This window comes from Alkalihalobacillus deserti (assembly GCF_020734105.1).
Classification (GTDB): Bacteria; Bacillota; Bacilli; order Bacillales; family Bacillaceae_D; genus Halalkalibacter; species Halalkalibacter deserti.
In genome coordinates this window covers 1-21,643 of the sequence record NZ_JAJAFR010000005.1, presented here as the reverse complement: position 1 = coordinate 21,643, position 21,643 = coordinate 1, and the positions used below count along the sequence as shown (strand labels likewise).

At 38.0% G+C, this 21,643-nt stretch carries 18 protein-coding genes and 1 rRNA gene; 9 read left to right on the top strand and 10 right to left on the bottom strand.

Features of this window, described 5'->3' with window-relative positions; all coding sequences use genetic code 11:
* Positions 1-210 precede the first annotated feature (210 nt).
* From LDX58_RS11035 to rpmH, 10 genes are all read right to left on the bottom strand, one after another.
* On the bottom strand, positions 211-1,065 hold the full coding sequence (locus LDX58_RS11035) for a ParB/RepB/Spo0J family partition protein (protein ID WP_227936903.1): 855 nt from the start codon (positions 1,063-1,065) through the stop codon (positions 211-213).
* A complete protein-coding gene (locus LDX58_RS11030; RefSeq protein ID WP_227936902.1) occupies positions 1,046-1,819 on the bottom strand; it encodes a ParA family protein in 774 nt (257 codons plus the stop codon). Before LDX58_RS11030 ends, LDX58_RS11035 begins: the two co-directional genes overlap by 20 nt.
* Before the next feature lie 385 nt (positions 1,820-2,204).
* A complete protein-coding gene (gene noc / locus LDX58_RS11025) occupies positions 2,205-3,071 on the bottom strand; it encodes a nucleoid occlusion protein (RefSeq protein WP_227936901.1) in 867 nt (288 codons plus the stop codon).
* 304 nt (positions 3,072-3,375) lie between these two features.
* On the bottom strand, positions 3,376-4,089 hold the full coding sequence (gene rsmG / locus LDX58_RS11020) for a 16S rRNA (guanine(527)-N(7))-methyltransferase RsmG (RefSeq protein ID WP_227936900.1): 714 nt from the start codon (positions 4,087-4,089) through the stop codon (positions 3,376-3,378).
* A 167-nt stretch (positions 4,090-4,256) separates the two neighbouring features.
* Entirely contained in the window at positions 4,257-6,143 is a 1,887-nt protein-coding gene (gene mnmG / locus LDX58_RS11015) for a tRNA uridine-5-carboxymethylaminomethyl(34) synthesis enzyme MnmG (protein ID WP_227937195.1), read from the bottom strand.
* A gap of 40 nt (positions 6,144-6,183) precedes the next feature.
* Entirely contained in the window at positions 6,184-7,560 is a 1,377-nt protein-coding gene (gene mnmE / locus LDX58_RS11010) for a tRNA uridine-5-carboxymethylaminomethyl(34) synthesis GTPase MnmE (protein WP_227936899.1), read from the bottom strand.
* A gap of 256 nt (positions 7,561-7,816) precedes the next feature.
* A complete protein-coding gene (gene jag, locus LDX58_RS11005) occupies positions 7,817-8,440 on the bottom strand; it encodes an RNA-binding cell elongation regulator Jag/EloR (protein WP_227936898.1) in 624 nt (207 codons plus the stop codon).
* On the bottom strand, positions 8,437-9,228 hold the full coding sequence (spoIIIJ, locus tag LDX58_RS11000; RefSeq protein WP_227936897.1) for a YidC family membrane integrase SpoIIIJ: 792 nt from the start codon (positions 9,226-9,228) through the stop codon (positions 8,437-8,439). The genes jag and spoIIIJ overlap by 4 nt, the downstream gene beginning before the upstream one ends.
* A 64-nt stretch (positions 9,229-9,292) precedes the next feature.
* The gene (rnpA, locus tag LDX58_RS10995; protein ID WP_227936896.1) at positions 9,293-9,640 is read right to left on the bottom strand and encodes a ribonuclease P protein component; all 348 of its coding nucleotides are present in this window, start codon (positions 9,638-9,640) and stop codon (positions 9,293-9,295) included.
* Between the two features lie 232 nt (positions 9,641-9,872).
* On the bottom strand, positions 9,873-10,010 hold the full coding sequence (gene rpmH, locus LDX58_RS10990; RefSeq protein ID WP_003323480.1) for a 50S ribosomal protein L34: 138 nt from the start codon (positions 10,008-10,010) through the stop codon (positions 9,873-9,875).
* Between the two features lie 591 nt (positions 10,011-10,601).
* On the opposite strand from rpmH, the gene dnaA reads away from it, so the two are divergent.
* The 9 genes from dnaA to LDX58_RS10945 all read left to right on the top strand — a co-directional run.
* The gene (gene dnaA, locus LDX58_RS10985; RefSeq protein ID WP_227936895.1) at positions 10,602-11,954 is read left to right on the top strand and encodes a chromosomal replication initiator protein DnaA; all 1,353 of its coding nucleotides are present in this window, start codon (positions 10,602-10,604) and stop codon (positions 11,952-11,954) included.
* A 176-nt stretch (positions 11,955-12,130) separates the two neighbouring features.
* On the top strand, positions 12,131-13,270 hold the full coding sequence (gene dnaN, locus LDX58_RS10980; RefSeq protein WP_227936894.1) for a DNA polymerase III subunit beta: 1,140 nt from the start codon (positions 12,131-12,133) through the stop codon (positions 13,268-13,270).
* A gap of 253 nt (positions 13,271-13,523) precedes the next feature.
* The gene (gene yaaA, locus LDX58_RS10975; protein WP_372459157.1) at positions 13,524-13,745 is read left to right on the top strand and encodes a S4 domain-containing protein YaaA; all 222 of its coding nucleotides are present in this window, start codon (positions 13,524-13,526) and stop codon (positions 13,743-13,745) included.
* Between the two features lie 12 nt (positions 13,746-13,757).
* Positions 13,758-14,870 carry a DNA replication/repair protein RecF gene (recF, locus tag LDX58_RS10970; protein WP_227936892.1) on the top strand — a complete coding sequence of 371 codons (1,113 nt, stop codon included), beginning with the start codon at positions 13,758-13,760 and terminating at the stop codon, positions 14,868-14,870.
* Between the two features lie 18 nt (positions 14,871-14,888).
* Positions 14,889-15,173: an extracellular matrix regulator RemB gene (remB, locus tag LDX58_RS10965; protein WP_227936891.1), complete on the top strand. Its 285-nt coding sequence runs from the start codon at positions 14,889-14,891 to the stop codon at positions 15,171-15,173.
* Positions 15,174-15,350: 177 nt separating this feature from the next.
* Entirely contained in the window at positions 15,351-17,291 is a 1,941-nt protein-coding gene (gene gyrB / locus LDX58_RS10960; RefSeq protein WP_227936890.1) for a DNA topoisomerase (ATP-hydrolyzing) subunit B, read from the top strand.
* A 167-nt stretch (positions 17,292-17,458) separates the two neighbouring features.
* Entirely contained in the window at positions 17,459-20,011 is a 2,553-nt protein-coding gene (gene gyrA / locus LDX58_RS10955; RefSeq protein ID WP_227936889.1) for a DNA gyrase subunit A, read from the top strand.
* Between the two features lie 172 nt (positions 20,012-20,183).
* Positions 20,184-21,269 carry an HD-GYP domain-containing protein gene (locus LDX58_RS10950; protein WP_227936888.1) on the top strand — a complete coding sequence of 362 codons (1,086 nt, stop codon included), beginning with the start codon at positions 20,184-20,186 and terminating at the stop codon, positions 21,267-21,269.
* 267 nt (positions 21,270-21,536) lie between these two features.
* Positions 21,537-21,643, top strand: a 16S ribosomal RNA gene (locus LDX58_RS10945); the annotation flags it as partial.

Genomic DNA, 21,643 nt, shown 5'->3' with positions numbered 1-21,643 from the left:
AACCGCTCGCAACAGGCTTAAAAGATTGCAGCGGCTCTGCTCATTGCTTAGAGCTATAGGAAAAAGGTGAAGAGCGACCTTTTTCCTATAGCTCTAAAAAAGAAGGTTACTCAGAAAATTGTTCTTCCTTACCATCATACGTTGAAAGATGAGATTCCACATTCAAGTACTGTAGTTAGGTTGGACTTTGAGTTACCCTCTTTAATATTATTAAAAGTTGTCCGATTCGAGCAATTGCACGATTCTGTCTAGATCATCTTCTGAAAAATAATCAATTTCTATTTTACCTTTTTTCTTACCTGGTTTAATCGCAACAGAAGTTCCTAACCTCGTTCGCAATACATCTTGTCTTTCTTTCAAAAACGGTGAAAGAGTGATTTTTTTGCGTTTTGTTTCACGTGAAACATGGTTATTTAGTTGATTGACTAGTTCCTCAACTTCTCTGACGCTTAACTTCTCTTTTAATATCTTTTCAAGTAAAATCGACAATTTTTGTTTTTCCTTTAATCCAAGAAGAGCTCGTCCATGCCCCATTGAAAGCTTGCCATCCGACATAAATTGTTGAACTACTTGAGGGAGATTTAATAAACGTAAGTGATTAGCAATATGAGGACGACTCTTACCAACGCGCTCAGCTAATTGTTCTTGTGTCACCTTTAAATGCTCCATTAATTTTTCATACGCAATCGCTTCCTCAATTGGGTTTAAATCTTCACGCTGCAAGTTTTCAATCAAGGCGAATTCCATCATTTTTTGCTCATCTAGTTCTTTAACAACAACAGGAACTTCTTTTAATCCAGCTTGCTTCGCTGCACGAAGCCGGCGCTCCCCTACAACAATCTCATATCCTTTAATGCTTTTTCTTGCAATAATTGGTTGCAGGATTCCATGCTGTTCAATTGAATCTGCGAGCTCTGTAATTGCTTCTTTAGAAAACGTCTTTCGCGGTTGATAAGGATTTGGACGTAAATCTGAAATAGCAATTTGCTCAACTTTATCATTGTTCTCTTCTTCCTTATGTTCAGGAAAAAGTGCTTGTAATCCTTTACCTAACCCTTTCGCCACTCGCAACCACTTCCTTTGCTAGATCTAAATATACTTCCGCTCCCCTTGACTTAGGATCATACGTAATAATAGGCTCGCCATGACTCGGTGCTTCTCCCAACCTGACATTTCGTGGGATGATTGTATCAAATACTTTCTCACGGAAATATTTTTTCACTTCATCAATTACTTGGATCCCTAAATTGGTTCGTGCATCTAACATCGTCAGTAAGACCCCTTCAATTCCAAGGTTCGTATTTAAATGTTTTTGTACGAGACGAACTGTATTTAGTAACTGACTTAATCCCTCAAGTGCGTAATACTCACACTGAACTGGAATCAGCACAGAATCTGAAGCAGTTAAAGCATTTATGGTTAATAAGCCTAACGATGGCGGGCAATCAATAAAGACATAATCATAGTTATCTGAAACACTAGCAAGGGCCCTCTTCAAGCGGACTTCACGCGAAATCGTTGGAACAAGTTCGATTTCAGCACCTGACAATTGAATGGTTGAAGGCAAAACATCCAAGCGTTCCATAGATGTCGATTTAATTACTTTTGAGGCTTCAACATCGTCCACAAGAATGTCATAAACACATTCGTCAACATCACCCTTATCAATACCAACTCCACTCGTCGCGTTTCCCTGTGGGTCAATATCAACAAGTAATACTCTTTTACCGATATGCGCTAAACAAGCACTTAAATTAACGGAGGTTGTCGTTTTTCCGACACCACCTTTTTGATTTGCTACAGCAATGATTTTGGCCACGCTGTCACCTCTTTTCCATTCAAACTCCAACTCGTCTTTTATTTTAACACAATTTTCGACTATCGTTTTTACAAAGTTATGTAAAATGAAACAAATGTTCTATTTATATTCCAACACTCAACAGTCTGTCTTATGTAGATTGTTCAGAATTTTCATTCGTCGAGCAAGTATAAAAAGGGAAGTTCACCCTTTTTGTACTTTCGGGCTTCTCTTGATATGCGGTGCGGCAATGGCTCCGCTCGCTGCGCGCCTATCCGAGAAGATCGCTCGAATTGGCTTAAGACCTTTGCAGCGGCTTTGCTCATTGCTTCGAGCAAGTACAAAAAGGGAAGTTCACCCTTTTTGTACTTGCTCTATAAAAAAATAACCTATCAGTAAAGATAGATTATTTTTTCGGAATTCGAATTGTAAATTGATAAAATTCATCATTCTCTTCTTCGTCCGTATCTACATGTAAACCACTTTTTACTACCATATCGACCGATTGACGTATGGTATTCATCGCAATTCTCATGTCCTTTGAATAAGATTTGCGGGTTGGCTTTTTCTTAGGAGGGGCTTGTCCCTCAAGAATAAACTTTACTCGTTCCTCTGTTTGTTTTACATTTAAATGCTTCTCAATAACTTCCTCTAAAAGCTTAATCTGTAGTTCGCTATTTTTCAACGACAGTAATGCACGTGCATGCCGTTCTGAAATTTTACGGTCCAGTATCGCATTTTGTACAGCTTCTGGTAAGTTAAGCAATCTTAATTTATTGGCAACCGTTGACTGCCCTTTTCCTAATCGTTGCGCCAGACTTTCCTGTGTTAGCCCGTGCAGTTCAATTAATTTAGCATATGCCATCGCTTCTTCTATTGCAGTCAAGCCTTCTCTTTGAAGGTTTTCAATTAATGCAATGGAGGCCGTTTGCGAATCATTGAAATCTTTCACTAAAGCTGGGATAGTTTCCCAACCAAGCTTTGTAACTGCACGCCATCTTCTTTCTCCAGCAATTATTTCGAAGTTGCCATCACGTTCTCGTACGACAATTGGCTGGATCACCCCATGAGTACGAATCGTTTGAGCCAATTCATCAATTCTTTCCTGATCAAACACGGTGCGTGGTTGAAAACGATTAGGGACTATATCTGATATATTGATTTCTCTTACTTCTTCATTGCTACTTTCAATTACTTCTTCGTTTCCACTAACTTCAACCTCTGCCTGTTGCTTATCACTAAAGCCAAAAAGGCGTGAAAACGGTTGCTTCATCGCCTGACACCACCTTCTGATAGTAACCGTCTTTCTAGTTTCGACATCCGCGCTTGAATTCCTTCTTTTCTTCCTACTTCATTTATATCCTTGGACGCCCTGCAGCGTCAAGAAAAACTTACTGACGGCAAGGTCGAAAAGCGACGAAATTCTCTCATTTTTTATTCACGATGAGACCGCCGAACTAGCCATATTGGTGTACAAGCCTCTCCAACCTATAACCTACCGAGTCCAGAGTCTTTATAAAACAATGGGGTATTCTGTAGAAAATCAAATGATCTTTAACTGCCTTTTTAGCTACCAACTATAATGGTGTCTTATTAGGCATCCCTGGTTTTCGCGGATACTTTTTAGGTGTTTGTTTTTCTTTTTGAATTCTCACAATGTGACGTTCACTTTCTTCAATTGGTAGAACAAACGATTCATCAGATACCAGCTTTCCCCCTAAGACGCTGATTGCTTTTTTTGCATTGATGACTTCTTCTGCAGTGCCTGCACCTTTCATTGCGATGAAGTCTCCTTTGACTTTCACTAAAGGTAAACACAGCTCAGAAAGAACAGAAAGACGGGCGACTGCACGTGCCGTTACGATATCATATTGTTCTCTATGCTCAGGGTTTTGGCCGAACGTTTCTGCGCGGTCATGGTAGAAGGAAACTCCCTCAAGCTTTAATTCACTCGCTAAATGATCTAAAAAACCAATCCGCTTTTTTAGTGAATCAACAATACTAACATGAACATCAGGGTAAATAATTTTCAAGGGAATGCTAGGGAAACCCGCTCCTGCTCCTACATCAATTAAATGCTGACCTGCTTTAAATTCATAATAAAAACTAGCTGCAATTGAGTCATAAAAATGCTTTAAATACACATCATCTTCTTCTACTATAGCAGTTAGATTCATCTTTTCATTCCACTCAACAAGCAACTTATAATACAATTGAAACTGGTTTTCTTGTTTGGATGTGAGACTGATTCCTTTTTCTTCTAACAGAGAAATGAATTGGTTTTTGCTCATAACAACTCTCCATCTATGCGTAATATAAATCAAAATAAAAAGGCAATGGCACTGCACGCTGCAAGGCACTATAAGAAACCACTCAAAGTTATCAGTGAGGCAATCCTCAAAATCTGTTGCAGCGGCTGCACTCATTGCTTAATGCTAATAAAAGGTTTTACCAACATCTATTTAGTTTTTGCTAATCGACCTTGTTCGAGGTATACAAGCAAGATCGAAACATCTGCAGGATTTACCCCCGATACCCGCGTCGCTTGTCCGACAGATAACGGACGAACTTGCGCCAATTTTTGTCTAGCCTCTGTTGCTAATCCATGAATTGCAGAGTAATCAAGATCCTCAGGTATTTTTTTGTTTTCCATTTTCTTCGAACGCTCGACTTGTTGAAGTTGCTTTTCAATGTAGCCTTCATACTTCACTTGTATTTCTACTTGTTCAGCTATATCCTCTGAAATCGCTTCTTCTGGTGCTTCTAGCACCTTCGCTACGTCTTTATACGTTAGTTCAGGGCGTTTTAGCAGCATTGTTGCGCGGATTGCTTCTTGTATCGGTGAAGAGCCTGTATCTTCTAATAACTGCTTTACTTCAGGTGATGGCTTCACAATGATGGCTTCTAAACGGGCTTTTTCTTTGGTAATTTGATCTTTCTTTTTCAAGAAGCGATCATAGCGTTCTTTCTTGATAAGACCAATTTTAAACCCTATTTCTGTCAAGCGAAGATCAGCATTATCATGACGCAAGAGCAAGCGGTACTCTGCACGAGATGTTAACAGTCGGTATGGTTCATTCGTTCCTTTTGTCACTAAATCATCGATCAATACTCCGATGTATGCTTCAGACCGGTCAAGAATGAGACCCTCTTCGCCTCTTGCTTTCAATGCAGCATTAATCCCTGCCATTGTCCCTTGCCCTGCAGCTTCTTCATAACCAGAAGTCCCGTTGATTTGACCAGCAGTGAACAATCCAGGTACCTTTTTTGTCTCGAGCGTCGGCCATAATTGAGTAGGAACAATCGCATCGTATTCAATCGCATATCCAGGACGCATCATCCGGACATTTTGTAAACCAGGAACTGTTTTTAACATTTCTAACTGAACATCCTCAGGCAAACTCGTTGATAGCCCTTGTACGTAGACTTCTGACGTATTTCTTCCTTCAGGCTCAAGGAAAATTTGATGACGAGGTTTATCATTAAAGCGGACGATTTTATCTTCAATAGAAGGACAATAACGTGGGCCTGTTCCTTCAATCATGCCAGAGTACATTGGAGATCGACTCAAGTTATTATTAATAATCTGATGAGTGTCCTCACTCGTGTATGTTAACCAGCAAGGGATTTGATCGGTAATATACTTTGTTGTTTCATATGAGAAAGCACGAGGTTTATCATCACCTGGTTGAATTTCCGTTTGAGAATAATCAATCGTACTTCCGTTAACACGTGGTGGTGTTCCTGTTTTAAATCGAACTAAATCAAAGCCAAGTTCTTTTAAATGATAGGACAACTGTACAGATGGCTGCATATTATTAGGACCACTCTCGTAAGCTAAGTCACCAATGATGATCTTTCCTCTTAAGTAGGTTCCAGTTGTAATTACAACTGCTTTGGCACGGTACTCAGCTCCCGTGTTTGTAATAACTCCTTTACAAATCCCATCTTCAACGATGAGGCGTTCGACCATCCCCTGGCGTAGTAACAAATTTTCTGTTTCTTCAATCGTCTTTTTCATTTCATGCTGATACATGTACTTATCTGCTTGCGCACGTAATGCACGGACAGCAGGCCCTTTTCCCGTATTGAGCATCCGCATTTGAATATGCGTTTTATCAATGTTCCGAGCCATTTCTCCCCCAAGTGCATCGATCTCCCTGACGACAATCCCTTTAGCTGGTCCGCCAACTGAAGGGTTACACGGCATGTACGCTACTGCATCTAAATTCAATGTTAACATGAGGGTATTTGCACCCATTCTCGCTGCCGCAAGACCGGATTCAACCCCTGCATGTCCTGCTCCAACCACAATTACGTCAAACTCTCCACCATTGTAATTCATCATTTAAAGCCTCCTTAGTAAACAGATCGTTACATCTGTTTTATTTCCCTAAACAGAACTGTGAAAACAGTTGATCAATTAAACTTTCTTGAACACTATCTCCAATAATCTCACCTAACAGTTCCCATGTTCTTGTTACATCTATTTGGACTATATCAATTGGCACGCCCATTTCAATAGCCTCTAATGCGTCTTGAATGGTCGTTTTCGCTTGTTCTAAAAGAGCAATATGTCTAGTATTTGACACATAGGTCACATCTGCACCTTCTATTTCACCTTCAAAAAATAAATCAGCAATAGCCTGCTCAAGCTGTTCAACCCCTTCATCACGTAAAAGGGATGTAGTTACGATAGGCCTTTTAGCTGCTAATGTTTGAACTGCCTCAAGGTCAATCTTTTGTTCGACATCCGTTTTATTAACAATAATAATGGCATTCATCTTTTCTACCGCTTCAAAGAGCGCTTCATCTTCTGGCGACAGCTCTTCCCCATAGTTTAACACTAAAAGAATTAGATCCGCTTTTTTTAACACTTCTCTTGAACGTTCAACGCCAATTCGTTCAACGATATCTTCAGTTTCTCGAATCCCAGCTGTATCAACAAGACGTAATGGAACACCGCGTACATTCACATATTCCTCAATGACATCTCTAGTTGTACCTGGAACATCAGTGACAATGGCTTTATTTTCATGCACTAAACTGTTCAATAAAGAGGATTTTCCAACGTTTGGTCTTCCAATAATGACAGTGGAAAGACCTTCTCGCAAAATTTTTCCTTGAGCGGCAGTTGCTAACAACCCATCAATTTCACGAATGACAAATTGTGCTTTTTCTTGCAAGAGACTGTGAGTGACTACTTCTGCATCATACTCAGGATAATCAATATTTACCTCTACAGAAGCAACCGTTTCAAGCAACGCTTGTCTTAGCACTTGAACTTTTTTAGAAAGTTTACCATCCAGTTGATTAAGTGCGACATTCATGGCACGATCTGTTTTGGCACGAATTAAATCGATGACACCTTCAGCTTGTGATAAATCAATACGCCCATTTAAAAAAGCTCTTTTCGTAAATTCCCCAGGTTCAGCTAATCTTGCTCCATACTTTAACGTAAGTTGTAAAACTCGATTAACTGACATGATTCCACCATGACAATTAATTTCAACTATATTTTCACGTGTAAAGGTCCTTGGAGCACGCATCACAGACACCATTGCTTCTTCTACGCGCTCACCCGTAGTAGCATCTACGATATGTCCGTACACAATCGAGTGTGACGGAACCTCAGAAAGTGAATCTTTGCCTTTATATAATTTATCGGCAATCGCAATAGCTTCATCACCACTTAAACGAACGATTCCAATAGCCCCTTCACCTAACGCCGTTGATATCGCAGCAATTGTATCAAACTCCACTTATTTTCACCCCTCGTTCGTATATCACCATCTATTAATAACTAGTATCGACTTTATTTAATCAACCTATAGCTTCAATTCGCTTCTTTCTTTAAAACTCTAGAATATCACAGCAACCATAGAAATACCACGAACGACAAAGGAAGCTTCTCCTCAAGCAAATGTAAAGAAAATCCTCTATCTAACCGATAGAGGATTTTCTTACTAAACTCGTGTGTGTATGGACAATAAAACGCTCATTCACAATTGATTGACATCAACCTTTATACACTACGACAATATGTCGGTTTACGCCACTGCCTCGAGACTTTGTTTCAACACGATGCACAGATTTAAGCGTCTCATGAACAATTTTACGTTCAAGTGCGTTCATTGGCTCTAAAGTTGAAGCTTGTTTCTGAGTCTTGACTTTATCAGCTACTCTTAATGCTAACTGTTCAAGCGTTTGCTTACGTCGTTCACGGTAATCCCCGATATCTAATTCAATTCTTCGAAATTTTTGCTCACCGCGATTACAAACAAGATTGGTCAAATACTCTAAAGATTCAAGTGTTTGACCTCTCTTTCCTATTAAACGACCAGAGTCATCACTTCCAGACAGCTGAAAAAGAATTTTTTGGTTAGAATCTGTTCTGGTGATCATTGTTTCTTGCCCCATCAATGATACCGTTGTTTGTAAAAAGGTTTGAGCTAATTCAACCGAATCAGGAAGAACTCGGGCTTCAATACGTGCAGGCTTTGAACCAATAATACCTAAAAAACCTTTTTTCGGCTCCGAAAGAACACGATAGGAAAGTTGCTCTCTGGTTGTTTGCAACTCAGTGATCGCTTTTGCAATAGCCTCTTCGATTGTTTTTCCTGATACAGTTATATAAGTCACTTCTTTTTACCTCCTGTTTTTGCCTTAGTCTGTTTACCGATAGCCTTTTCATCAGTCTGTTTCCCGACATTAGGCCCAGTGATAAAATAAGTTTGAGCAATCATAAAGAGATTACCTACTACCCAATAAAGAGTAAGAGCAGCTGGGAAGAACAGAGCAAATACCAAAATCATAATCGGCATCACATACAATAAGATGCGCATTTGTGGATTATCCTGTACCATCATCATCTTTTGTTGAATAAACGTCGTGATCGCTGCAACAACTGGAAGTAGGAAGATTGGATCAGGAGTTCCTAGCTCCAACCATAAGAATGGTTGATTGCCAATTTCACCTGTACGCATAATCGCATGATAAAATGCAAGTAAGATCGGCATTTGAACGAGCAGTGGCAAACAACCAGCTAAAGGGTTAACACCATGTTCTTGGAACATCCCCATCATTTCTTGTTGAAGCTTTTGCTGAGTCTTTTGATCTTTAGCGCTATATTTTTCACGAAGCTTTTGCATTTCCGGTTGAATCGCTTGCATTGCTTTTGCACTCTTTGTTTGTTTAATCATTAACGGTAAAAGTACTATACGTATTAGAATGGTTACCACAATAATCGATAACCCAAAGTTATTATTAAAAAGGTCTGCAAAATAAATGATCAACCATGATAAAGGATAAACTAGATAGGAATCCCAAAAACCTGTACTATCCTTCGTGATCGGTTCTTCCATATTACACCCTGTCATCACAATAAGAAGCCCTACGACCATGGCAATCAAGCCAAATTTTTTCAGCACGTTTTCTCCTCCTGTCTTTTGAGTTCCTTCATATAAATGATTACTTAATAAACTATAATCAACGCTACTTCACTTTTTTTAAGACATGTGCCTTTTTCAAAACATGAAGTAAGCTTTTTTCCACTTCAAAAAAATCCATCGTTGCTGCTGGCTTTCTCGCAATAACAATGTAATCGTTACCACCTAAAAGAATTTCTTCTTTCAAACGGAACACTTCACGTATGTAACGTTTCACTTGATTTCTAATTACTGCATTCCCTACTTTTTTACTCACAGAAAGACCAAGTCTCAAAGAAGCCTGTCCTTCTTTAGGAAGCGCATAAAGAACAAATTGCCTATTTGCAACGGAATGACCTTTTTTAAAAACTTGCGAAAATTCTTCAGTTGTTTTGATCCGTTGCTCTTTCCTCATCTTCTACACTCCTCAATCTAGCAAGTACATATTATAGGTAATAACAAGTTGGAAAAGGTTCGCTCACTTTAATCTTCTATAGTTAAAAAGGATGATAGTGTCATTGGTGAGAGATTATTCTCTCACCAATGGCAACTACTTCGCTCATTGCTTAGAGTTCGTCCCAAAAGCTTCATTTTTTTCTTTTGGGACGAACTCTAAAAGAAGAAAAAGACCACTGACAATCAGTGGCCTATGCAGATAATACCTTTCTTCCTTTACGACGACGACGAGCTAATACTTTACGGCCATTTTTTGTGCTCATACGTGCACGGAAACCGTGTACCTTTTTACGCTTACGATTATTCGGTTGAAATGTTGGTTTTCCCATCTATAACACCTCCCTGAGGATTAACTATTTCCAAAGACATTCTTGTAAATTATAAAGAACTTCTACCCTTTTTGTCAAGAATCACTTTTTTTAGCCAATAAACCCCTCTTTCAAGTTCACCAAATCATTCGTTTAACAAAACTCATTTAAGTTCACCAAAAACCACCTGTGGATAAGCGTCATTCGACATTTTACGAGTCATCCCCATCTTTATCGACAACTTACACACATATGTTGTGTTGTGGATACTTTTTAAACACAAGATAAGGTGTTATGTGGATAAATACAACAAACCGTTGCGACTACAGGTTTTTTTTGCTATGATTGATTTGGTTTCATTCGTGGACAAGTATAGCATACTTAATTTTGTCCACAGCCTGTGGGTAAAGTTGTGGACATCTTTTAATAAGCTGTGTACGCACTTCTCCACAACCTGTTCAGAACTTATCTTTTGATGCTTTTCTACTATATTAATATTTCCACACATTTAACTGTGAATGTATATTTATTCGACTGTATCCACGAGCTTGTACAAACGTTCGACAAGTTCGTATTTGTTGTTCGTTATTTAGAAAGAAGGAGGCGAAAAATTTGGAGAATATCCATGATTTATGGGACCAGGCGTTAGCTGAAATAGAAAAAAAGGTCAGCAAGCCTAGTTTTGAGACATGGTTGAAAGCCACTAAAGCTAATGACATTCAAAATGACATGATTGTCATCACCGCACCTAACGAATTTGCACGTGATTGGTTAGAAGACCATTATGCAGAGCTCACCTCTGACACGATAGAGCAACTGACAGGAACTCGTCTTAAGCCTAAATTCGTGATTCCACAACACGAAATGGAAGAAGATTTTATTCCTGAGCCTATCCCAAAAAGACAAGCTAGGTATGATGGCAATTCTGGGAATTCACCGCAGAAAACGATGTTAAATGATAAATATACGTTTGATACATTCGTCATTGGATCCGGAAATCGTTTTGCTCACGCTGCCTCTTTAGCAGTTGCTGAAGCACCAGCTAAAGCTTATAACCCACTGTTCATTTACGGAGGAGTGGGGTTAGGAAAAACCCATTTAATGCATGCAATTGGCCATTATGTAATGGATCATAATCCAAATGCAAAAGTTGTTTATTTATCATCTGAAAAGTTCACCAATGAATTTATCAATGCCATTCGTGATAATAAAGCAGTTCATTTTCGAAACAAATATCGCAACGTCGATGTTCTACTTATTGATGATATTCAATTTTTAGCAGGGAAAGAACAAACGCAAGAAGAATTTTTCCATACATTTAACGCATTGCACGAGGAGTCAAAGCAAATTGTAATATCAAGTGACCGACCACCTAAAGAAATACCAACTTTAGAGGATCGTCTTAGATCAAGATTCGAATGGGGCTTAATAACAGATATCACGCCTCCAGACCTCGAAACAAGAATTGCTATTTTGCGCAAAAAAGCAAAAGCAGAAAATCTCGATATTCCTAACGAGGTTATGCTTTATATCGCTAATCAAATAGATACAAATATCAGAGAACTTGAAGGTGCACTCATTCGCGTTGTCGCATATTCTTCCCTCATTAATCAAGATATGAATGCTGATTTAGCAGCTGAAGCGTTAAAAGATATTATTCCGAATTCCAAGCCAAGAATTCTAACGATTACAGATATCCAAAAACTTGTTGGTGAGCATTATCATGTGAAGTTAGAGGATTTCAAAGCAAAAAAACGCACAAAGTCAGTAGCGTTTCCAAGACAAATTGCTATGTATTTATCTAGGGAATTAACCGATTCCTCTTTACCTAAAATCGGAAGTGAGTTTGGCGGTCGCGATCATACGACAGTCATTCACGCTCATGAAAAGATTTCCAAACTTCTAGTAATAGATCAAGAATTACAAGATAAAGTACAAGAGCTAACCGATCTATTAAGAAATTAAATCAGAAAATCCATTGTGCACACTGTGAATAAAGTGAACCAGTCTATCAACACATTACCCACATGTGGATAGACTGGTATTTTAACGACTGTTTGATTTATCCACATATTCACAGCCCCTATTACTACTATTACTACTTTTTTAAAACATAAATATACTTATTAAGGAGTTTTATTATGCGTTTTTCAATTGATCGAGATCGATTTGTTCATGATGTTCAAAATGTTACAAAAGCTGTTTCTTCAAGAACAACGATTCCGATATTAACCGGAATAAAAATCGTTGCACATTCAGAAGGGTTAACTCTTACAGGTAGCGATTCCGATATTTCAATCGAAACATTTATCCCAAAAGAAGAAGAAGGCTTTGAAATTGTAAGAATTGAAGAACAAGGGAGTATCGTCTTACAAGCTCGCTTCTTTGCTGAGATCGTAAAAAAACTTCCGGGCAGTGAGATCGAACTTATTGTTCAAAATCAGTTTGCAACAACTATTCGTTCTGGATCATCTGTTTTCAATTTAATTGGTCTTGACCCTGAAGAATATCCTCGGTTACCGCAACTAGAAGAGAATTTATTATTCCGTTTACCTCAAGATATGTTAAAGAACGTCATACGCCAAACTGTGTTCGCTGTGTCCACTCAGGAAACACGTCCGGTGTTGACAGGTGTAAACTTAGAAACGGAAGATAATACATTGATCTGTACTGCAACAGATAGTCATCGTCTTGCAATGAGAAAAGCGACGATAGAAAAAAATGATGAAAGCTTAACTTTTTCCAATGTGGTAATACCTGGAAAAAGTTTAAATGAATTAAGTAAAATTATTGACGATAACCATGAATTGATTGATGTCGTTGTAACTGAAAATCAAGTATTGTTTAAAATGAAAAACCTTTTATTTTTCTCTAGGTTGCTTGAAGGAAAGTACCCTGTTACCAAAAGCATGATTCCGACACAATCTAAAACAACACTCAAATTAAAGACAAAACCTTTCCTCCAAACACTTGAACGAGCTCTTCTTTTGTCTAGAGAAGGAAAGAATAATGTTATTAATTTAAAAACCTTAAATAATGGACTTATTGAGATTACGTCTATCTCTCCTGAAGTCGGGAAAGTAACAGAAAACATCGAAACACAAATGCAAGGTGAAGAAATGCGAATATCCTTTAACGGGAAAAATATTATTGATGCATTAAAAGTAATGGATAGTGAGGAATTTGATATCGTATTTACCGGTGCGATGAGTCCATTTGTGATCCGTCCGATAGACGACGATCATTACTTACATCTGTTTTCACCGGTCCGCACGTATTAATTTTAAGGAACTTGAATAAAGTAAAGACATCTAACGATAATTGCTACTTCGAAGTTGTTTGCAGTATACTGAAGTTTACTGCAAATAGATAAAAGCAACTTCTTTTAACAAAGACTTGGCTTGGTTGCCTTGGTTTAGTACAATATAAAGATAGATAATCGAATGAAGGTTCAAAGTAGACAGCAACTCACCTAATGATTTGCTGTCTTCACTTTGCTACATAAATAAAATTTATATTAAAACAGAAAGAGTGATGAAGGTGGATCATATCGTCATTTCAACAGCTTACATAACATTAGGGCAAATGCTAAAAGAAGCAGGAGTTATTGATACAGGTGGTATGGCAAAATGGTATCTTTCTGAGTTTATCGTTTATGTCAATGGTGAAGAAGAAAATCGCCGTGGCAAAAAGCTTGTATCTGGAGATCTTATAACTCTTGCAGATGGGACGAAATATCAAATTGTCAATAAATAGGGGGATGCCCTTTTGAATTTGAAACAACTGACTTTACGGCAATTCCGCAATTATAAAACAGTGGAATTAGCATTTGATCATCAAGTAAATGTCTTCATAGGGGAAAATGCTCAGGGGAAAACCAATATCATTGAAGCTATTTATGTTCTTGCGCTGGCAAAATCCCACCGCACATCAAAGGATAAAGAATTAATTGGTTGGGGAGAGGAATTTGCAAGAATTAAAGGAAAGATAGAAAAGAAATCTAGCCAACTAGAAATAGAACTTATTCTTTCGATGAAAGGAAAGAAGGGTAAATTAAATGGCTTAGAACAAAAGAAGCTTAGTGAATATATTGGTGCGGCTAACGTAGTCATGTTTGCTCCAGAAGATTTAAATCTTGTAAAGGGAAGCCCGCAAGTAAGAAGAAGATTCTTAGATATGGAAATAGGGCAAATTAGTCGTGTTTATTTATATCATTTAGGACTTTATCAAAAAGTTCTCCTCCAAAGAAATCACTTACTTAAGTCCCTACAGATTGGTAAAGGTTCATCAGAGATGTTAGAAGTGTTAACAGATCAATTAATTGTGTTAGCTGCAGAAGTGACGAAAAGAAGATTTGAGTTTATTAAACGACTTCAAAAATGGGCTGAGCCGATCCATCATGATATCAGTAGAGGAAAAGAAAAACTAGAGATTCGGTATCTACCGTCAACTAACGTATCAGATGAGATGGATTTGTCGAAAATAAAAGAAGAATTCTATCTTATGTACAAAAAACAAAAATTGCGTGAAATTGGACGGGGAGTCACTTTATTTGGACCACATCGAGATGATCTAGGTTTTTCTATTAACGGTCACGATGTACAAACGTACGGATCTCAAGGTCAGCAACGAACAACAGCACTTGCACTTAAATTAGCCGAAATTGAATTAATTTATTCAGAAATAGGTGAGTATCCCATTCTTCTTTTGGATGATGTCTTATCAGAGTTAGATGATTATAGGCAGTCTCACTTACTTCAAACGATTCAAACTCGTGTACAAACGTTTGTGACAACAACTAATATAAGTGGCATTAACAAAAAAACATTGGATCAAGCGAAAATATGGACTGTGTCAGAAGGTACAATTCTTTCTCAATAAATTGAGGCGGTGGAGCAATTGTTTATACATTTAGGTGGAGATGTCATTATCAGATCAAAAGACATTATCGCTATCTTGAATTGGGATGTTCAAGAACAATCGCAGGTTACGGGCACGCATTTGAAGGAGGAAGAAAAGCGTAAAAAGAAAATCATCATTTCGAAGGACTATATTAAATCGGTTGTTTTAACCAATGACGAAATCTACTATTCACCTGTTTCTTCGTTAACGTTAAATCGTCGAGCTCAGGGTCAAGCCTTATTAGACATGAATGTAGAAACAGAAGAAGAGATTGAACCTTAGTCGTACCTATATCCATATTAAAGAATTAATGGTATAATAAAATGTTCGGAATATTTCTATGGCAGTATTCCAACAGATTCTAATTGATATGTGCGAATAAAGCTGTGATTTAGCTTAAAAAACAAACTTTATATAAATGGTTTACGAGAGTGGAAATGATAAGATCGATATTGAAGAATGAAGGTGAACATAGTGACGAATGAACAACATTCTACACAACAATCTTATGATGAGAGCCAAATACAAGTGTTAGAAGGCTTAGAGGCTGTACGGAAACGCCCTGGAATGTATATTGGTTCAACAAGTGCTCGTGGACTACATCATCTTGTCTGGGAGATTGTTGATAATAGTATTGACGAAGCAATGGCTGGTCATTGCGATACGATCAAAGTCATAATTGAAGAAGATAATAGTATTAAGGTTGAGGATAATGGACGTGGAGTCCCTGTAGGGATTCATGAGAAAATGGGACGTCCGGCCGTGGAAGTCATTATGACTGTTCTTCACGCAGGTGGTAAATTTGGTGGTGGAGGCTATAAAGTATCAGGTGGATTACACGGTGTAGGGGCTTCGGTTGTAAATGCACTTTCATCGACGCTAGAAATTGAAGTACACCGTGAAGGCAAAATTCATTATCAAAAATATCATCAAGGTGCACCGGCTGCTGATTTAGAAGTAATTGGTGAAACGGAAAAACGTGGAACGATTATTCACTTTAAACCTGACCCTGAAATTTTCAAAGAAACGACTGTTTATGATTTTGAAACGCTCGCATCACGCTTGCGTGAGTTAGCATTCCTAAATAAAGGTTTAACAATTGTCATTTCGGACGAGCGTGAAGATGGCAAAGAATCCACCTACTATTATGAGGGTGGAATTGGTTCATTTGTCGAGCATCTTAACCGTTCAAGAGAAGTATTACATGCTGAGCCTATTCATATCGAAAGTGAAAAAGAAGGCTTAACAGTGGAGGTAGCTGTACAATACAACGATAGTTATACAAGTAATATCTACTCGTTTGCCAATAACATTAATACCCATGAGGGTGGAACGCATGAATCAGGATTTAAAACAGGTTTAACTCGCGTAATTAATGATTATGCCCGCAAAAATAATTTTTTCAAAGAAAATGACCCTAACTTAACTGGAGACGATGTTCGAGAAGGATTAACTGCCATTATCTCAGTTAAAATTCCAGATCCTCAGTTTGAGGGACAAACGAAGACAAAGCTTGGAAATAGTGAAGCTAGAACGATCACAGATTCATTATTCAGTGAAGCATTTTCGCGTTTTTTAAGTGAAAATCCACAAGTAGCTAGGAAAATCGTCGATAAAGGTTTGATGGCTTCAAGAGCTCGTGAGGCCGCTAAAAAAGCAAGAGAACTAACACGTCGTAAAAGTGCACTTGAAGTAAGTTCTCTACCAGGTAAATTAGCCGATTGTTCATCAAAAGATGCATCTATTAGTGAAATCTATATTGTAGAGGGAGACTCTGCTGGTGGTTCAGCTAAGCAAGGACGCGATCGTCATTTCCAAGCTATTTTACCTCTCCGTGGAAAAATTATTAATGTTGAAAAGGCTAGATTAGACAAAATTCTAGCTAACAACGAGATTCGTGCAATGATTACAGCTTTTGGCACAGGAATTGGTGAAGAATTTAACATTGAAAAAGCACGTTACCACAAAATTATTATCATGACAGATGCTGATGTGGATGGCGCGCATATTCGTACGTTAATTTTAACGTTTTTCTATCGTTATATGCGCCCACTCATTGAAAATGGCTATATTTATATTGCGCAACCGCCGCTATACAAGTTAAGCCAAGGGCGTGATGTGACCTATGTTTATACGGATAAAGAGCTAGAAGAAGCGCTTAAGGGAATTCCAAATAAAGATAAAGTTGGAATTCAACGCTATAAGGGTCTTGGAGAGATGAATCCGACTCAATTATGGGAAACAACGATGGATCCGGAGTACCGTACAGTTCTTCAAGTAACATTAGAAGATGCGATAAAAGCGGATGAAATATTTGAAATCTTAATGGGTGACCGTGTAGAACCACGCCGAGATTTCATCCAAGACAACGCGCAATACGTGCAGAATCTTGATATATAGAATAGTTACAGTAACTACTGCAATGAGCGAAGCCGCTGCGTGGTTTGAAGCTCACTCTGTGACTTTTTTAAAAGGGTGAGCACACACGTAGCGTACGGAGCCATTGCATACTAACACCTTGGGAACACGCAAGCACACATAGGCTTGGAGATGGAGGTTTATAATTAATGGCTGAGCAAGATAATCTAAGAGTGAAAGCAAGAAATATAAGTCAGGAAATGCAGTCCTCATTTATGGATTATGCAATGAGTGTTATCGTAAGTCGTGCTTTACCTGATGTACGAGATGGATTGAAACCTGTACATCGCCGTATTTTATATGCAATGAACGAGTTAGGGATGACTTCAGATAAAGCTTATAAAAAGTCTGCGCGTATTGTCGGTGAAGTAATTGGTAAGTATCACCCACATGGTGATTCAGCTGTGTATGAAACAATGGTACGGATGGCACAGGATTTCAGCTTCCGTTATATGCTTGTTGATGGGCATGGAAACTTTGGATCTGTCGATGGTGACTCTGCTGCAGCTATGCGTTACACAGAAGCGAAGATGTCAAAAATATCAATGGAACTTGTTCGTGATATTAACAAAGACACAATTGATTACCAGGATAACTACGATGGTAGTGAACGTGAACCGGTTGTTATGCCAGCAAGATTCCCCAACCTTTTGGTTAATGGCGCATCTGGTATCGCAGTTGGGATGGCAACAAATATACCTCCTCATCAATTAGGAGAAGTAATCGATGGAGTTTTAGCTCTTTCAAAGGATCGTGATTTAACGATTCAAGATCTAATGGAGTATATTCCTGGTCCTGACTTCCCAACTGGAGCCGAAATATTAGGACGTTCAGGAATACGTAAAGCTTATCAAACAGGGCGTGGTTCCATCACGCTACGTGCTAAGTCAAATATTGAAGAACATAATGGCAAGTCTAAAATTATTTTTACAGAAATTCCATATCAAGTGAATAAAGCAAGATTAATTGAAAAAATAGCTGAGTTAGTAAGAGAAAAGAAGATTGATGGAATTACTGACCTTCGTGATGAGTCTGACCGTACGGGTATGCGAATTGTCATCGAATTAAGACGTGATGCCAATGCTAATGTTTTGCTAAATAATTTATATAAACAAACAGCTTTACAATCAAGCTTTGGGATCAATTTATTAGCATTAGTAGGCGGACGACCTAAAGTACTTAACTTAAAAGAATGTTTAGAACATTACCTTGACCATCAAGTTGTTGTAATCCGTCGTCGTACAGCATTTGAGCTTCGAAAAGCAGAAGCTCGTGCTCATATCCTAGAAGGATTAAGAATTGCACTCGATCATTTGGATGAAGTGATTAGTCTGATCCGTGCTTCACAAACCACTGAGATAGCTAGAAACGGATTAATGGAGCGGTTTGAACTTAGCTATGAACAGGCACAAGCAATATTAGATATGCGTCTACAACGTTTAACAGGTCTAGAACGCGACAAAATTGAAGCAGAATATAATGATTTAATGGCCCGTATTGCTGAGCTAAGAGCAATTTTAGGAGATAATGAAAAAGTACTCGAGATTATTCGTGAGGAACTTTCGGAAATTAAAGCCAAATTTAATGATGAGCGTCGTACCGTCATTTCAATGAGTGAAGAGCATCTTGAAGATGAGGATCTAATCCCTCGTACAAATATTGTTATTACGATCTCCCATAATGGTTACGTCAAACGTTTGCCAATCTCAACTTATCGAGCGCAAAAACGTGGTGGTAAGGGAATTCAAGGTATGGGGACAAATGACAATGACTTTGTTCAACATCTATTTACAACGAACTCTCACCATACGATCCTGTTTTTTACGAACAAAGGGAAAGTTTATCGCTTAAAAGGCTATGAAATTCCTGAACTTGGACGTACGGCGAAAGGAATTCCAATTATTAATCTTCTCCAGATTGAGCAAGGTGAGTATGTAAGTACCGTAATTCCGATTGAAGAGTTTAGAGATGATGCTTATTTATTCTTTTTAACAAAGTATGGAGTGGCTAAAAGAACAGAGTTATCGTCCTTTGCTAATATCCGTAAAGGCGGTTTATTCGCTATTACACTTCGTGAAGATGATGAACTGCACGGGGTTCGTCTAACTGATGGAAGTCGTGAATTAATCATTGGAACAAAGCAAGGAATGTCTATTCGCTTCCCTGAAAATGATGTTCGTTTAATGGGGAGAACTGCTGCAGGTGTGAGAGGGATATCACTTTCTAATGATGATCATGTTGTTGGAATGGATATTATTGAAGAGGGTCAAGACGTTTTAATTGTAACCGAAAAAGGATATGGAAAACGGACTCCAATTGAAGAATATCGTATTCAAAACCGTGGTGGAAAAGGGATTAAAACATGTAATATCACGGAAAGAAATGGTTCTCTTGTATCCTTGAAAATCGTTTCGTCAGACAACGATATTATGATTATCACAGTGAGTGGAGTCATTATCAGAACTCAAGTAGATGGAATCTCTACAACTGGTCGTAATACGCAAGGGGTTACTCTTATCCGAGTGAATGAAGGGGAAGAAGTAGCAACTGTTGCACGAATTGATGTCGACGATGAAGATGTGGATATCGATGATGAAACAGAAGAGGCAATTGTGATTGATAGTGATGAAGAAATAATAGAAGAAACAACTGCTCTTGATGAGTTTAGTGATAGTGATAATGATAGTAATGGTGAAGAATAAAGACTTAAAAAGTGACGAAGAAAGTGTGTTTTTTGAGGATGATTCAGATGGGTGTAGAACAACATCCACTGAGTCATCCTCTTTTTCTTTTAATTAGGAGTGTCTTTTCAGGGGTATGGCCTTCTAGTATAATGAAGAATAAGAGAGTTATTTCAAGAAAGAAGGTTGCAGGATGAAGGTAAAACCAGCACAACTACAAAAAGGATGTATCATTACAAAAGATGTTGAAGGATTAACAGATTTTCCAATTGTAAAGGAGCATACCGTCCTGACTGATGAATTAATTGATATTTTGAAGTTATTCTTAGTTAATGTAGTTGAAGTTGAGTCCGTCTTAGCAAATGGAGAGAAGTTTAATCCTTTAGAAGTCATAGAAGAAGAGGCTGTTAAAGTTGAAAGTAAGAAATTAGAAAAGAATGAGTTTCTTTTTGAGTATTTAGAAGCTGTTAAACAGTTCAAAAAATTGTTTCGGTCATGGCAAGCTGGTCGAAAGGTTGAAATGTTTGAAGTAAGAACAATCTTTGTTCCTTTAATTGAAAAAGTCATTGAGCAACCTAAGGAATTGCTTCGATTACATCATTATAGTAACAAAGAGGACTATATCTATCACCATTCCGTTTATGTTGGGCTTTTATCTGTTTATATTGGATATAAATTAAAACTTGATAAAGGGGACTGGTTACAGATTGGATTTGCAGGAGTTCTAGCAGATGTTGGGATGACAAAAATTTCTCCTTCGATTCTAAAGAAATCAGCTTCTCTAACATCCGTTGAATTTGAAGAAGTAAAAAAACACCCTATTCACAGCTACAAGATGTTAAAAGGAATTACAGGAATCTCAGATATGATTCTCTTAGCAGTCCTTCAACATCATGAACGTTATGATGGGAGTGGCTATCCACTTGGTGCTAATTCTGAAAAAATTCACTTATTTAGTCAGGTAGTTGCAGTAGCAGATGTCTATCACGCTATGACGTCAGAACGTTTTTATAGAACAAAGCGTTCTCCATACCAAGTATTAGAAGAAATTTCAAAAGAGCAATTTGGAAAGTTTGATATAAAGGTAGTGGAAGCACTGACACAAAGTCTCGTGCAAACCTCAATAGGAAATAAAGTTCGTTTATCTTCAGGTGAAGAAGCAGAAATTATCTTTATTGATCAACAAATGCCAACAAGGCCAATGGTTAAACTACTTAACACTGAAAAAATTATTCAATTATCTCAACAGTTATCGATTCATATAAAGGAAATTATATAAAAGTCTTGCATTGTACTGATGAATCATGGTATATTAATTCTTGTCGCTAAAACAAACCTTTTCTTCACGAAAAAATAGGTTGACTTTAGAATGTGTGTTTGTTACATTAATAAAGTTGATTTTGAGCGATGTGATAAATCATAGTTCTTTGAAAACTGAACAAAAGCCAAGCGAAAAGAGAAAACATGATTTTCTCGTCAATTTTAAGTGATTTAGTAAAATCACAACGTATCGTTAGCGATACAGTTTGAGCACAAATCAAGCACTTTTATGGAGAGTTTGATCCTGGCTCAGGACGAACGCTGGCGGCGTGCCTAATACATGCAAGTCGAGCGAACTAATTAAGAGCTTGCTCTTATGAGGTTAGCGGCGGA